The 14,441-nt window shown below is 37.9% G+C and carries 14 protein-coding genes; 5 read left to right on the top strand and 9 right to left on the bottom strand.

Translation table 11 applies throughout. From position 1 onward, the window contains the following. Positions 1-95: 95 nt before the first annotated feature. Together accC and QF042_RS21265 are read right to left on the bottom strand one after the other, a co-directional pair. Entirely contained in the window at positions 96-1,607 is a 1,512-nt protein-coding gene (gene accC / locus QF042_RS21260; RefSeq protein ID WP_307532105.1) for an acetyl-CoA carboxylase biotin carboxylase subunit, read from the bottom strand. Positions 1,608-1,709: 102 nt separating this feature from the next. Beyond that, positions 1,710-2,732 (bottom strand): low specificity L-threonine aldolase, encoded by a 1,023-nt coding sequence (locus tag QF042_RS21265; protein ID WP_307532106.1) that lies wholly within the window; start codon positions 2,730-2,732, stop codon positions 1,710-1,712. Positions 2,733-2,952: 220 nt separating this feature from the next. Here QF042_RS21265 and QF042_RS21270 point away from each other — a divergent pair, with 220 nt between their 5' ends. After that, on the top strand, positions 2,953-3,813 hold the full coding sequence (locus tag QF042_RS21270) for a hypothetical protein (protein ID WP_055915110.1): 861 nt from the start codon (positions 2,953-2,955) through the stop codon (positions 3,811-3,813). Between the two features lie 200 nt (positions 3,814-4,013). Here the strand turns inward: QF042_RS21270 and QF042_RS21275 are convergent, their stop codons facing one another. Then, the gene (locus QF042_RS21275; protein WP_051692040.1) at positions 4,014-4,703 is read right to left on the bottom strand and encodes an NUDIX domain-containing protein; all 690 of its coding nucleotides are present in this window, start codon (positions 4,701-4,703) and stop codon (positions 4,014-4,016) included. A gap of 111 nt (positions 4,704-4,814) precedes the next feature. Between QF042_RS21275 and pfkA the strand changes: the two genes are divergently transcribed. From pfkA to gap, 3 genes are read left to right on the top strand one after another with little or no spacing between them, the layout of a single operon-like run. Then, on the top strand, positions 4,815-5,801 hold the full coding sequence (gene pfkA, locus QF042_RS21280) for a 6-phosphofructokinase (RefSeq protein ID WP_307532107.1): 987 nt from the start codon (positions 4,815-4,817) through the stop codon (positions 5,799-5,801). A gap of 1 nt (position 5,802) precedes the next feature. Beyond that, entirely contained in the window at positions 5,803-6,645 is an 843-nt protein-coding gene (locus QF042_RS21285) for a hypothetical protein (protein ID WP_307532108.1), read from the top strand. Between the two features lie 7 nt (positions 6,646-6,652). Continuing rightward, positions 6,653-7,651 (top strand): type I glyceraldehyde-3-phosphate dehydrogenase, encoded by a 999-nt coding sequence (gene gap, locus QF042_RS21290; protein ID WP_121282344.1) that lies wholly within the window; start codon positions 6,653-6,655, stop codon positions 7,649-7,651. 681 nt (positions 7,652-8,332) lie between these two features. Here gap and QF042_RS21295 read toward each other — a convergent pair. Together QF042_RS21295 and QF042_RS21300 are read right to left on the bottom strand one after the other, a co-directional pair. Next, positions 8,333-9,079: a metallophosphoesterase gene (locus QF042_RS21295; RefSeq protein WP_307532109.1), complete on the bottom strand. Its 747-nt coding sequence runs from the start codon at positions 9,077-9,079 to the stop codon at positions 8,333-8,335. Between the two features lie 32 nt (positions 9,080-9,111). After that, positions 9,112-9,861, bottom strand: coding sequence for a DeoR/GlpR family DNA-binding transcription regulator (locus tag QF042_RS21300; RefSeq protein ID WP_307532110.1), 750 nt, complete (start codon positions 9,859-9,861; stop codon positions 9,112-9,114). 96 nt (positions 9,862-9,957) lie between these two features. Here QF042_RS21300 and QF042_RS21305 point away from each other — a divergent pair, with 96 nt between their 5' ends. Beyond that, positions 9,958-10,512 carry a 5'(3')-deoxyribonucleotidase gene (locus tag QF042_RS21305; RefSeq protein WP_307532111.1) on the top strand — a complete coding sequence of 185 codons (555 nt, stop codon included), beginning with the start codon at positions 9,958-9,960 and terminating at the stop codon, positions 10,510-10,512. A 296-nt stretch (positions 10,513-10,808) separates the two neighbouring features. Here QF042_RS21305 and QF042_RS21310 read toward each other — a convergent pair whose 3' ends face one another. The 4 genes from QF042_RS21310 to QF042_RS21325 all read right to left on the bottom strand — a co-directional run bounded on the left by QF042_RS21310 (position 10,809) and on the right by QF042_RS21325 (position 14,422). Continuing rightward, a complete protein-coding gene (locus QF042_RS21310) occupies positions 10,809-11,057 on the bottom strand; it encodes a hypothetical protein (protein WP_307532112.1) in 249 nt (82 codons plus the stop codon). A gap of 434 nt (positions 11,058-11,491) precedes the next feature. After that, positions 11,492-12,100 carry a Crp/Fnr family transcriptional regulator gene (locus tag QF042_RS21315; RefSeq protein WP_307532113.1) on the bottom strand — a complete coding sequence of 203 codons (609 nt, stop codon included), beginning with the start codon at positions 12,098-12,100 and terminating at the stop codon, positions 11,492-11,494. Between the two features lie 121 nt (positions 12,101-12,221). Beyond that, positions 12,222-13,115 carry an IS982 family transposase gene (locus tag QF042_RS21320; protein ID WP_307532114.1) on the bottom strand — a complete coding sequence of 298 codons (894 nt, stop codon included), beginning with the start codon at positions 13,113-13,115 and terminating at the stop codon, positions 12,222-12,224. 335 nt (positions 13,116-13,450) lie between these two features. Next, the gene (locus tag QF042_RS21325) at positions 13,451-14,422 is read right to left on the bottom strand and encodes a type IX secretion system membrane protein PorP/SprF (protein ID WP_307532115.1); all 972 of its coding nucleotides are present in this window, start codon (positions 14,420-14,422) and stop codon (positions 13,451-13,453) included. Between the last annotated feature and the right edge of the window lie 19 nt (positions 14,423-14,441).

Here is a 14,441-nt window from a genome sequence, read left to right on the forward strand (position 1 = left end):
TCCCGCGCAGGCGGGAATCATAATGCCATATAAACCTACCGAGGCATTAGGATTCCCAATCAAGTTGGGAATGACGATCGCGCTAAAACTATTCTCTAGTACTTCAATCTATTTTTTCTCCAATCCGAAGTATTTTTAACTACCGCATCACCCAATTTCACATCCTTCTTCTCGAACAGCTTTGCAGCAATTACCGCAGCAATCAGGGCTTCTGTTTCATCTTGCACCTTTAAACTTTCGGGTTTAAAATATTTGCCTACGAAATGCGTGTCGAAATTACCCGTTTTAAAAGCCTCATGCTGCATGACAAATTTACCAAAACCCAAAGTAGTTTCTATCCCCGTAATATCATATTCTTCAATAGCCCTCACCATCCGCTCAATAGCCTCTTCCCTATCTTTACCATAAGTAATGAGTTTCGCAATCATCGGGTCGTAATAAATCGGGATCTCCATGCCTTGCTCAAAGCCATCATCAACCCTAACCCCGTTGCCTTTGGGCGTATGATAAGTTTGCAATGTACCAATATCAGGCAAAAAATTATTGGCCGGATCTTCAGCATAAACGCGAAGCTCTATGGCGTGTCCATTGATTTTTAAATCCTCCTGATTAAAACTTAACTTTTCGCCAGCGGCAATTTTTAGCTGTTCTTTTACCAGATCTATACCGGTAATTAATTCGGTTACGGGATGCTCTACCTGCAATCGGGTATTCATTTCCAGGAAAAAGAAATCGAGGTTCTCATCTAAAATAAACTCTACCGTACCCGCTCCGGTATAATTTACGGAACGCGCTACGTCTACTGCGCACTTGCCCATCCGTTGCCTGATTTCTTCAGTTAAAACCGACGAAGGTGCTTCTTCTATCACTTTCTGATGACGCCGCTGTACAGAACATTCACGTTCAAAAAGATGAACGATGTTGCCATGGCTATCACCCAAAACCTGTATTTCGATGTGCCTTGGCGAGGTAACATAACGTTCGATAAAAACAGCCCCATCACCAAAAGCCGAGGTAGCCTCACTTACCGCAAGCTGCATTTGTTCTTCAAAATCTTCAGCCCGCTCCACAATACGCATCCCTTTGCCCCCGCCGCCTGCAGCTGCTTTGATCAATATGGGGAAACCAACTTCGATAGCACGCTGTTTGGCCTCATTTACATCCTGAATGGCTTCTTCGGTTCCAGGTACCATTGGGATGTTATATTTTAGTGCTGCTGCCTTTGCCGAGAGTTTATTGCCCATCGTTTCCATCGCCTGGGGAGAAGGACCGACTAAAATCAACCCGGCATCAGCAACTTTTTGTGCAAAACCGGCATTTTCAGATAAAAATCCATAACCTGGATGGATCGCCTCCGCACCAGTTAATTTACAGGCTTCGATAATCTTCTCGCCCACCAGGTAACTTTGATTAGATGGAGCTGGCCCAATACAAACCGCTTCATCGGCATAACGTACATGCAGTGCATTACGGTCGGCTTCAGAAAAAACTGCAACTGTTTTAATTCCCATTTCTTTCGCCGAGCGCATAATGCGCAAAGCAATTTCACCACGGTTAGCGATTAAGAGTTTGGATATTGGCGTTAGGGGCTTGGAGTTTTCAGGCATTTTGGCTAGACTTTAATATATATGCAGATTGTAAATGAACTATCTGACTATTGACCATGAACTATTGACTTCGGACTACTGACTTCAGACTCCCGACTATACCTACAAATGTAATATTATTTCAATTGCCTGATCGATCATTTCGGCACTTAGATCCAGGTGTGTTACCAAACGAATGGTGCTGGCACTGGTGGTATTGCAATGCAGACCTTTTTCCTTCAATTGATTTACAATTTTCTCTGCTGAACCTTTTTCCACTTCAAAAATAACAATATTGGTTTCTACTGGCATTACCGATTTTACATATTTTGCGCTGGCCAGTGCATTGGCTAATGCCTGCGCATGGGCATGATCGTCTTTTAAGCGTGTTACGTGATGATCGAGCGCATAAATACCGGCCGCAGCTAAAAAACCTGCCTGGCGCATGCCTCCACCAAAAGCCTTTCTGATCTTCCGGGCTTTATGGATCATTTGTTTGCTCCCTAATAATACCGAACCTACTGGTGCACCGAGCCCCTTAGATAAACAAACTGAAATGCCATCAAAATATTTACCGTATTCGCCTGCCTCATCGCCTGTGGCTACAAGTGCATTAAAAATACGCGCACCGTCTAAGTGCAGCTTTAATCCTTTTATGTTACAGAGATGATGAATAGGCGCAATCTGCGATAAGGTATAACAGCTTCCTCCACCTTTATTTACTGTATTTTCTAAAACAACCAAACTGGAGTTGGGATAGTGGATATTATCCTCGTTGATTTCGGGCTCTATGAGATCTGGGGTCAAAATCCCACGTTCGCCATGCAACAACCTTACCGATGCCCCAGAGTGATAGGCAATTCCGCCAATTTCGTAGCGGTAAACATGTGCAGTCTGATCGCAGATCACCTCGTCCATAGGCTGGGTAAAACACTTGATGGCAATCTGGTTGGTCATCGTTCCTGATGGGCAAAATAATCCGGCTTCCATGTTAAAGGTCGAAGCCAGTTTTGTTTCCAATGCATGCACCGTTTCGTCTTCACCAAAAACGTCGTCGCCCACTTTTGCATTCATCATGGCATCCAACATTCCGGCAGTTGGTTTGGTTACCGTATCACTCCTGAAATCTAAAAATCTGTTGTTCATTTCGCTATCTGCTTGTAAAATATTGTTGATGTTTAAAAAAAAGACCAATGCCCTTTCTGGTATAATTTTAAGGTTTTTCGGCGATTAAACGCCCTATATAGTGTATTTTTTACACACTTAGTTTTCGACAATAACAAATTGTTAAAAAATTATTAAAAAAAAGGATACAAAATATAAGACTTTTTATACTTTTATCGTGCTAAAACCAAAAATAAATAAAATGATAGTAATTGCAGACGGCGGATCTACCAAAACAAATTGGTGTTTGATTAACGAGGCCGGCAGAAAAATTTACTTTAACACCGAAGGTTACAATCCATATTTTTCAAAAGGAGAGTACATTGTAAAGTCTTTGAATGAAACTCTTCCAGACCACTTGGAAAGAGAGAAATTAACAGCAGTTTATTACTACGGTGCCGGCTGTTCTACACCTGCAAATGTTAAGATTGTGGCTGATGCCATGCAACAGATCTTTACCAATGCAACCATTTTTGTAGGCCATGATTTACTTGCTTCATCTAGAGCACTCCTTGGAAACGAGCCAGGATTTGCCGCTATTTTAGGCACAGGTACAAATTCATGCCTTTACGATGGATCTGAAATTACCATGAACATCGATTCATTAGGTTATTTTCTGGGTGATGAAGGTAGCGGTTCGTACATCGGTAAACGTATTTTAAGCGATTACATGAAAGGTTACATGCCGAAAGGCTTACGTGAGGCTTTTTACGATAATTATGCTTTAACCAACGAAGATATTTTCGATAACATTTACAATAAGCCATTGCCAAACCGTTTCTGCGCAAGCTTTAGTAAGTTCTTATACGATTTTAAAGATAACTACGAGGATTATGCCTTTGCTACCATTGATTATGCTTTTACTGCATTTTTCGAAGCTTTGGTCATCCACTATCCTAACTACAAAGACCACAAATTAAACTGTGTAGGTTCAGTAGGTTATAGTTTCCGTGATATTTTAAGTATCGTGGCTGACCGTTACGAAATGGGCGTGGGCAAAATTATCCGCTCACCTATAGATGATTTGGTACATTACCACCTGGAGTTAGCCCCTAAGGCTTAGTTTGGAGTTGGGAGTTTTCAGTTTTGAGTCTTCAGTCCTAAGTCTGGAGTCATTAGTCCAGATTCACATAAATATAATATAAGCATAAAAAATCCCGGCTTGAAATTCAAACCGGGATTTTTCTATTTATAACAGACTATGCCGCTTTGGTCTTTCAGCTTTAGTCTTTAGTCTTTCCGCTTAGCGCCAAACGCTTTCCGCTAGAACGAAATCTCTTTACCAAAAAGTTTCGCATACTTACGTTTATCAAAACGGTACAAAGTAGCCGCGCGGTAAGAAACACCTTTTTGTTTTTCATCAAGCTCTTTCAGCACACCAAAACTCACAATCTTCTTTCTAAAGTTCCTTTTATCGAGTTTTTTGCCCAGCACCAGTTCATAAACATGCTGTAATTGCGTTAAAGTAAATTTCTCAGGCAAGAGTTCGAAGGCAATTGGCTGGTGTTTGATCCGGCGCTTTATTTTTTCTAATCCTTTATCGTAAATTTTCTGGTGATCGAACGCCAGTTTAGGCAGATCGGTAATCGGCAACCAGTTGGCCCGCTTGGCATAGGTACTGATTGGCCTAAGCTCTTTATCTCCGCCCAAACGGATCAAAGCATAATAAGCCAAAGTAATTACCCTACCCTGCGGGTGCCTGTGCGGATCGCCAAAAGCATAATATTGCTCCATATAGATACCGCGCAAACCGGTAAGTTCATACAAAATCCGGGAGGCTGATTGATCTAAACTTTCATCAGGCCCAACAATATTACCGGGCAATGCCCACCAATCTTTAAATGGTTCTTCATTCCTTTCAATGAGCAGGATTTTTAATTCCTTACCATCAAATCCAAACAAAACGCAATCTATCGAGAATACAGAATCTAAATGAGGTAAAATTTGTTCCAAAGTAAAATTTAGTTATTTTAAGCAGATAAAGGTATGACTTTCAATATTAAGTAAAAAAAATAAAATAAATTACTTAGTGTAAAAAATACACACTATATTCGTGTTATAAAGATGGAGCCAAATATAAAAAATATAGCTGTACTTACTTCTGGAGGCGATGCCCCCGGAATGAATGCTGCAATTAGAGCTGTTGTTCGTACCGGAATTTACCATGGCATTAATATGTTTGGTGTAATGCAAGGTTACCAAGGGTTAATTACCGACAACATAAAACCAATGGACGCCCGTTCTGTAAGTAATATTTTACACTTGGGTGGTACCATATTAAAAACTGCGCGCTGTTTAGAGTTTAAAACAGATGAAGGTCAACAGATTGCCTACAATAACTTAAAGAAAAACGGTATTGATGGACTAGTGGTAATCGGCGGTGACGGAACATTTACCGGCGCCAAACGCTTTTCGGAAACTTTTGGTGTTAAGGTAATCGGTATACCGGGTACTATTGATAATGATTTAGTTGGATCTGACTTTACTTTAGGTTACGATACTGCTATTAACACCGTAATTGAAGCGATTGATAAAATCAGGGATACTGCCGATGCGCACGACCGTTTATTCTTCATAGAGGTAATGGGGCGCGATTCTGGGTGTATTGCACTAAGAAGTTCGATTGCAAGCGGTGCGGAAGCTGTTTTGTTACCTGAAAAGGAAACCAGCGTTAACGAATTGATTGAAAAACTGGCCCTAGGCGCAGCTACAAAAAAATCATCAAGTATCGTTATTGTGGCTGAAGGCCATAAACAAGGCGGCGCTTACGATATTGCTAAAAAGGTAAAAGAAACTTTCGATCATTACGACACCAAAGTAACCATACTTGGCCACCTTCAACGCGGCGGTAGCCCAAGCAGTTTCGACAGAATTCTGGGCAGTCGTTTAGGTTTTGCCGCAGTAAATGCGTTAATTGCAGGCGAAACAGAGCAAATGGTAGGTTTAAAAGGAAACGAAATAAAATTAACCAGCATAAGAGAGGCTTTAACAGCTCATTCTTTTAAACTCGAGCCTGATTTAATGGAAATGACAGAAGTACTTTCAATATAATATGGTAGCAGTTGTTTATAGCGGATCGAAAACAGCATTTTGGAAAATAACACAAAATGGTCAGGTAATAGCACACTGTAATACTACAGGCCTAAACCCTTGCTTTGTTGATCCCAAAACGATTTTACATATTTTAAATAAAAAAGTTGCTTTAGTTAACAATGCAGAAAACATAAAGAAAATTTATTTTTTTGCAGCCGGGGCATCATCAGCAGATAGAAAAGAGGAATTAGCCAAAACCCTGGCGTCATTTTTCAAATACAGTAAAATTGTAGTAGAAGATGATTTATTCGGCGCCGCTAAAGCAGCCTGTTATGATCAACCTGGTATTGTTGGCATGCTTGGAAGTGGTGCACATTGCGCCTACTTCGACGGAAAAAAGCCAATAAGTAATAACTTTGGATTAGGTTATATCTTAGGCGATGAAGGTTCTTCGAATTACTTTGGAAAAATACTCCTCAAAGAATTTTTAAGCCTAAAAATGCCTAAAGACATTGAAACCAAGTTTACCTTAACCTACAATCTAGACCGCCCTCAAATATTAGAACGTATATACAATAAGCCACAGGCCAATATATTTTTAACCTCATTTTTCGATTTCTTTACCCAAAACAGCAAACACGACTATATCCGTAAGCTGATTGATGAGGGCTTTGAAATCTATATCAAAACTTATGTTTTGCCTATTGCAGAAAAATACAACGACCAGGATATATATATTGTAGGTAAAGTAGGTGCCGAACTCGAAGACCGATTAAGACTAGTGGCCGGCAGATACGACATAAAAATTAAAAGCATTATTAAAGAACCAATACAAAATTTATTAAAACATTACATTAATTAACAGAACAATGAGCAAAATTGGAATAAACGGCTTTGGCCGTATTGGCCGACTGGTTTTCAGAGCCGCATTAAAAAGAGGATTAGATATTGTAGCGATTAACGATTTGATCGAGCCAGATTATATGGCATACATGTTAAAATATGATACTACACATGGCAAATTTGATGGTACTATTGAAGTTGTTGATGGTAATTTAGTTGTTAATGGCAAAACAATCCGCGTAACTGCAGAAAGAAATCCAGCTGATTTAAAATGGGATGCTGTAGGTGTTGAAGTAGTAATCGAATCTACAGGTTTATTCTTAACCCGTGCTGATGCTGAAAAACACATCGCTGCTGGTGCTAAAAAAGTAGTTTTCTCTGCTCCGGCTAAAGATGGCGATATCCCTACTTATGTAATGGGCGTTAACCACCATAAATTAACTGCAGATCAAACTATTGTTTCTAATGCATCTTGTACTACAAACTGTTTAGCACCAATTGCTAAAGTTTTAAACGATAATTTCGGTATTGTTGAAGGTTTAATGAGCACAATCCACGCAGTAACAGCAACTCAAAAAACAGTTGATGGTCCTTCTGCTAAAGACTGGAGAGGTGGCCGTGGTGGTTTCTCTAACATCATCCCTTCTTCTACTGGTGCTGCTAAAGCAGTTGGTATGGTTTTACCTGAATTAAAAGGTAAACTAACCGGTATGTCTTTCCGCGTTCCTGTTGCTGATGTTTCAGTTGTAGATTTAACGGTACGTTTAGAAAAACCGGCTACTTACGAGCAAATTAAAGCAGCTATGAAAGCAGCTTCTGAAGGCGAATTAAAAGGCGTATTGGCTTATACTGAAGATGAAGTTGTTTCTTCTGACTTTATCGGTGATGACCACGCTTCGATTTTTGATGCTAAAGCTGGTATCTCATTAAATGATAACTTCGTTAAAGTGGTATCTTGGTACGATAACGAATGGGGATATTCTTCTGCATTAGCTAAATTTGTAGAATATTACGCAAGTTTGTAATAAAAAAAGAGCACTTAGCACTTTTTTAAATCATATTAAAGGCAACATTATTCAATTAATGTTGCCTTTTTATTTTAAATATAGTTTTCACCTATGAAATACTATTATATTTTAGTCCTTAAAAAATTTAAGCAACAGTTTTAGACCCTAAATTTTAATTTTTGCTCAAAAAAAACATTAAAAACATCATAAAAAACTAGTAAACACCATTTAATTTAAGAATAATACTACGCTTTGCTTATATCGTACTATAATTTGACAATATTTAACAATTCCTTAACATATTTTTGAGTTATATTTGCAACGCAGTCATTTTAAACACTAAAACATTCAATAAAGTAGTGAGTAAATAAAAAATGACAAAAAAAATACTTAAATTTTTCTTAGTGTATTTTTTACACTATCAAATTTTTTACTATATTTGTAGAGTAATAAACGGAACGATGTTTATCACCACTAAAAAAGATAAATCATTTTCTTGAAAAACCCAGGTTTAGATAGAAGATTAAAGACAAAGCCTGGCTCATAACAGGTTTATATTTGGTTAGAAAAAAGAGACAAGTCTGGATAGATTGTCTCTTTTCTTATTTAAGGGGTATTTGCACCGTTATGACGCGAACTGAAAGCTGAGTTTAAGGATCGGTTATTTTTTACTAGAATATCCATCACCAATTAGTTGATCTAGATTTCAATGATCAATTCTTTTTCATAACCATTATATTTTTCATTTATATATCCATGTGGATTACAGATAATCTCCGTTTGATCAACCTTATACCTTAGCGGAGTATGAATATGACCATGAATCCAATAAGCAGGCTTGTATTTGATTATGATATCCTCAAGATTTGAAGCATAAGCTGATGAAACAGGATTGTTTATATATTCCCCATGAATAGATCTTACACTAGGAGCATGATGGGTAATAACCACATTTCTATCAGACTTTGACTCCGCTAAACTTTTTTGTAACCAGTTTTTAGAAATCTGGTGGATTTTATAGGTGTCAATTGTCCTTAATTTTGAATATGAAGGATCTCTCCTGATCAATTTATAATCATTCATCTTAGCCTGACATATGATACCATATTCTACAGGATTACCAAAAAGAGAAAAATCTGTCCATAAAGTTGCTCCATGAAACCTTATTCCTTCGAATTCAATGCTATCATTCTCCAGCACGCTAACATTCGAACCTCTTGACGCTTCTATTATTTTATTAAGCGTGTTAGGATAGGTCCCTTTATAATATTCATGATTACCTAAAACATAAATTACAGGTTTGTCTGGAATGTTCTCCTTAATCCATTCGATACCTTTTGTTCCTAAATTGATGTCGCCCGCCAGAATGACCAGATCAGCATTTTCAAAAGATAATTCAGAAACACCAAATTCCTGATGTAGATCACTTATGATCTGTATTTTCATAAAAAATCGTCTATCTTTCTATAAGATATAATTTAAACCACCTCTATCCCCAAATGTTTATAAGGCTCCAGGATCGTATTATCAGGATCTGTTTCCGTAATAATTACATCTACATCGGTAACCGGGCAAACATAATAGGGCTCAACGGTATTAATTTTTTCGAGTGCCGAGAGCGCAATAGTCCTCTGCGCCTGGTTAATCATGATGTTATTTAGTTGAGCATCTTCATATACAATAGAGGTGATGCCCATGCTGTGGTGCAAACTACAGATACCCAGCATACATACATCCGCCCGAACCTTCTTGAAGGCATCGATAGTTTCTTGTCCTATCGTGGTAAATGCTGTTTTATGCAATCTTCCGCCAGCAAATATCACTTCGGCACTGGGATGATCTTCCAAAATATTGGCAACCGGAAAGCTATTGGTAATAATGGTGATTTTTAAATCTTTAGGCAAAGCGGCAGCCAGCGCTACTACCGAGGTACCACCATCGAAAAACACCACCTGACCATCTTTCAAAAACTGCAGGGCTTTATTTGCAATGGCTTGTTTATGCTGCTGATTGTACTTTTCCCGATCACGGTAGTGCTGTGGAATGGGCGAAGGGGAAATTGCACCACCCCTAACCGCCCTGAGTAGCCCCTGCATATCGAGTTCTTTAATATCACGGCGTACAGTATCTTCTGATACATTTAACAATGTGCTCAATTCGTTCAACCGTACCTTAGTATCTTTTTCCAGGGTATTTATAATGATCTGTAGGCGCTCTTCTTTTACCATAATACTGCAATATATTGCAAATATATAAATTTATCGCGATAATTATTTGCGATATTATGCAATAATAAATACTTTTGTTGCAAAATATAGCACATCATGAAAAGAACAATAGGCATTGATATGGACGGCGTTCTCGCTGACATAGAAGACCATATACTCCAAACTTACGAGGCAGAAACAGGTATTTCGCTTACACGAAATGACATAAAAGGTAAATCGGAAGAAGAACTTTTTCCAGACAGGGCAATGGTCATGAAGATCTGCAACAGAGCAGGCTTTTTCAGAAACCTACCCGTAATGGAAGGTGCAGTTGAAGCTGTAAAAACTCTTATGGAAGACTATGAGATCTATATCGTTTCGGCTGCCATGGAATTCCCCTTATCGCTCTTCGAAAAACGCGAATGGCTTGCAGAGCATTTCCCTTTTATCAGCTGGAAAAATATCATCTTTTGTGGTGACAAAAGCATTATAGATACCGATTATTTAATTGATGATCATTGTAAAAATCTCGATTTCTGCAAAGGAAAGCCCTTAATGTTTACAGCATTTCACAACATTGAGAAAGATCATCATCAAAGAATAAATCATTGGAACGAGGTGCCAGGTTTGTTGAAGGAGCTGGAAGAGACAAATCTCACACCAGTATATTAATATTTAACTGGCCTTTTTATTGCTTATCGGGTGCTTTAATAAAAATAAAAGTTGTTCGCTTAAATGAAAAAAGGATGTAGCCTCTGGCTACATCCTCTATCTAAATTAACGCTCTCAACAGTGAAGTTGATATAAGGCTCTCACCCCTTATGCCTGCAATATTACAGCAGAAAGATTAAGATTTGATGAAGATTTGAATTTATTGTTAATAAATCAGAATATTGAAATGGTTAGTTTATATTCTATTCACAAATCTACAAGGTAAATGTCATGGACCGCCACCGCCGTCAAAACTATCACCCTTGCCTGATAAGATTGAGAGAATATGAGGTGCTGCTGCCGAACCACATCAACAATGGCAGAAGGTGAACCATTACATCCGAAATGGCGGCCAGATACATAAACTTCTTATACTCGAGGATAGCTTTTTCGGTAAAGTCTTTTGTCCATCGGTTTGCGCTGGCCAATCTGATCGAAAAAATGTATTCGCCCGATGGATGATCGAAATCAAATTGCTGTACGCTGTTCCAGAGCGTTTCGTTCATACTTTGTTTGCGCTATTTTTTGAATTCAAGCAACTTCCCTATCTTTTTCCAGGGAATGCTAAGTAAAAAAACCAATAATATAACGAGTACTTCCATACCATAAATATACTATTAATCAGAAACATTAACAATATACATGGTATTACATGAAGGCGTAATTGGATTGGAAACTATAAGCTAAAAACAAAATAAGCCTCCCTTAGCAGAGTGGCTTATAGTGGTAATCTAAATCGTCCCGTTGATTTAATTTTTACTTAACCAAATTTAAACACAAAAGCAGTGTTTAATATGCAAAATTTAATTTTGTACATCAATATGTAAAAAGTGTATAATGTTATGTAAACATAGTGTTTAAATGAGTATTCTTTCCGCATGAATCGGGCTAACCTGTTATAATCATCATGATCAACTGAGAAACATTTTCTTTTATTTCACTACGGCAGCTCTCTTACCAACTTACTGCGTATGCGGCTAAGTGTTTCTAAACGCATGCCTAAATAACTGGCTATGCACCTTAAAGGTACTCTGGATACATCAAAAGTATTTAGTTCCAGGAATTTTTCATAACGTCTTTCTGCTGAAGGAATCCGTGCAATTATGGCCCGCTCTGCGGCGGCATGATACTGGTGTGCTAAAATCTTTCTGCCTATAACATTCGTTTCCTGATAACTGGCGTAAAGCTTTTCAATCAATAAATGCGGAATGGCAACTAATTCTGAATTTTCCAATGCCTGCAAATATTCAATAGAGTGCTGAATGTTTTCATCAGGATGCTGAATCGCCCCAATAAATTCGTTTCCTAAACTGATCCAGGTGGTAATCTCATTATTACCATCTTTAATAAAACCTCTTACCAAACCTGACACTACAAAAAAAACATAATCATTATTATCAATAGGCGATAAAATGTATTTATTCTTCCTGATTAAAAGAGGCTCTACATTTTTTTCTATTTCCTGGATAAATCCAGAGGTTATAGGGCATAAACTGCTGAAATAATTTAATACAGCGTTCACCAAAAATACCTTACGGGATTCGAGCATACACAAATAGGGATAGACTTTAGACCCTTAATAATAGCGAATTCAATTGAAACATAAAAATATAGTAGACTATTAAGACCATTATAAGGTTTAAAGTCTACTATAAACCTGAACTCGACAATTAAAAAGCATACAATTGATTGGTTTTGACAGTTTCATATTTTATAGATGGCTTCTTTGGGAAAAAACTATATGCGGCCAATCCTGCTAGGATATTTACGATAAAGTTTATGAATGAACGATGTCTGGAATGCTCAATCTGACAGATGTTTTTCAGTTCGTCATTCACGGTTTCTATAACAGATCTCTTCCTGAGCATAATCTTATCATTCATACTCATAAGGCTGTTTTTCATATTGTTACGGATGCCCGTGACCAAATGTAAGCCATCGGTAAAAAGGATTTCAAATAACTCTTTAGAGATGTAGCCCTTGTCTCCAAACAGCTTCCCAAATATCTTTTTAAGGAAGCTTTCCCTTTTTAAGGGTTCCCTGTCATCCATATTTCCCTGACTGATAAGGAAATTCAGTATTTCGCCCCTGTCATTGATAACCAAGTGAAGCTTGAAGCCATAGAACCAGCCCATTGTAGATTTCCCAACCTCTGCGGTGCCTTTGAATACCTTGTTGGCTTTGATACGCTTATTCTTACAAACCCTGATCGGAGTAGGATCTACAAACGAGATCCCGGTACACGAACCCGAACAACATGTTTTAAGGAATATGGTTAATGGCATGATCACACTTTGGGTAAGTTCTATAAAGCGATTGTAGGATACCGTTTTTGGGAAATCATCCTGCATATGCTTCTGTAAGTAAAAGATATAATAATGCTTAAAGCATTTAAATCCGCTCATATGAAACAATAGCAAAATGCTGATGACCTCGCTATCGGACATTGTAGGTGGGCGTCTGGAAACCTTTCCAATTATGAAGTTTTTAGTGTTTTGCTTAAAGTTCATGCAGAATTCGTCAACTATGCAGAAAATATCGGTAACTTTATCGTATGTAATCATGCTTCTTTGTAAATATAAATATTTGAATGTCAGATACTTAAATATAAATATTTACTAGCATGATTACAATTTTATCATAAAATAATTATCGAACTCAGGTTATAAAGCATTTTTTTTAACCTTGCAGAGTGATCGACCGATTATAGAAAACAAATCTCACTAATTTATTTTTGAGCATAAAATCCTAGGTACCCCTTAAGAATATGATAAAGTAAAGAGATTCAAAATATTCATTTATCCATAGGAGTAAAACTACAAATCACTCTAGAACTACTCTAAAGAGATATGTAATCGTTAATAAAAGCAATTGAGTAAGGAATGAGGATAGATTGCTACTAAAAATAGCACTTTGGCCTTCGGCTTTTTGCAGTTTGCAGGTAGTAGCCAATAGATATTTCATGCGATCCATAATCATAATTACCGAGTTTATTTAAACTGTAATCATAACCATAGCCAATTCTGAGGTTTTCGCGCACGAAGAATTCGGCAATTAACCCGATGGCACTTCTTGCCGTTAAATTGTCTGGTAATTCTGGTTTAGGGTAGAGCTTTACAGAGGTTCTGTATACGCCACCTAACCAAAGTTTTTCTTTGATCATTAAAAAAGCATTCAGATCTAAAGAAGTTGGACCGTTCAGATCGTCTTTGATCAAAAAAGTCGGCTTAAACATAAAATCATTGTTTATGGGAAATACCATTCCCGCCGTTAAATAAAAATGTGGCTTAGAAGTAATATTAAGCAAATTATTATCCCTAAAAGCTGGGAGATATTGCGTAAGCAGGTTATTGGCTGAGAAACCAATAAAGAACTTTTCATTCGAGTAATGTACGCCAGCCCTAATGTCAGGTACAATCCGGCTTTCATACCCTGTAGGGATTCTATTGTCGCCGGTTTCAGTTGGATCCAGCAGGCTCCCATTAAGGCCCATCTGCAATACACCAATTCCAACACCAAATGCGAGCACATTGGTTTCGGTACGGTCTAACTTAATGCGATAGGCAAAATTTCCAGATAAGTTTAGCGAGCTCTGCGCACCTATTTTATCTTTGGACACCAATAAACCCAGGCCTAAACTTTCTTCTTTAATTGCCTCATCTACAGCGATAGACAGCGTTTGGGGGGCGCCCTGAATACCTGTCCATTGTGCACGTACAAAGGCCTGCATATATAGTTCTTCTTTATAGCCTGCATAAGCGGGATTGATGTATAAACCATTGAACACATATTGACCGAACTGTGCATTTTGCTGCGCGAAGAGGCACAGGCCGATTAAATTAAATAATGCTGTTAAAATTATCTTTTTCATATCCTCACATTTTAGCTCC

It is taken from the genome of Pedobacter sp. W3I1 (assembly GCF_030816015.1).
Taxonomy (GTDB): Bacteria; Bacteroidota; Bacteroidia; order Sphingobacteriales; family Sphingobacteriaceae; genus Pedobacter.

Excerpts from the sequence above, each read along its gene's own strand:
- accC (WP_307532105.1), bottom strand. The coding sequence starts at position 1,607 with ATGCCTGAAAACTCCAAGCCCCTAACGCCAATATCCAAACTCTTAATC.
- QF042_RS21265 (WP_307532106.1), bottom strand. The coding sequence starts at position 2,732 with ATGAACAACAGATTTTTAGATTTCAGGAGTGATACGGTAACCAAACCA.
- QF042_RS21270 (WP_055915110.1), top strand. The coding sequence starts at position 2,953 with ATGATAGTAATTGCAGACGGCGGATCTACCAAAACAAATTGGTGTTTG.
- pfkA (WP_307532107.1), top strand. The coding sequence starts at position 4,815 with ATGGAGCCAAATATAAAAAATATAGCTGTACTTACTTCTGGAGGCGAT.
- QF042_RS21285 (WP_307532108.1), top strand. The coding sequence starts at position 5,803 with ATGGTAGCAGTTGTTTATAGCGGATCGAAAACAGCATTTTGGAAAATA.
- gap (WP_121282344.1), top strand. The coding sequence starts at position 6,653 with ATGAGCAAAATTGGAATAAACGGCTTTGGCCGTATTGGCCGACTGGTT.
- QF042_RS21295 (WP_307532109.1), bottom strand. The coding sequence starts at position 9,079 with ATGAAAATACAGATCATAAGTGATCTACATCAGGAATTTGGTGTTTCT.
- QF042_RS21300 (WP_307532110.1), bottom strand. The coding sequence starts at position 9,861 with ATGGTAAAAGAAGAGCGCCTACAGATCATTATAAATACCCTGGAAAAA.
- QF042_RS21305 (WP_307532111.1), top strand. The coding sequence starts at position 9,958 with ATGAAAAGAACAATAGGCATTGATATGGACGGCGTTCTCGCTGACATA.
- QF042_RS21310 (WP_307532112.1), bottom strand. The coding sequence starts at position 11,057 with ATGAACGAAACGCTCTGGAACAGCGTACAGCAATTTGATTTCGATCAT.
- QF042_RS21315 (WP_307532113.1), bottom strand. The coding sequence starts at position 12,100 with ATGCTCGAATCCCGTAAGGTATTTTTGGTGAACGCTGTATTAAATTAT.
- QF042_RS21320 (WP_307532114.1), bottom strand. The coding sequence starts at position 13,115 with ATGATTACATACGATAAAGTTACCGATATTTTCTGCATAGTTGACGAA.
- QF042_RS21325 (WP_307532115.1), bottom strand. The coding sequence starts at position 14,422 with ATGAAAAAGATAATTTTAACAGCATTATTTAATTTAATCGGCCTGTGC.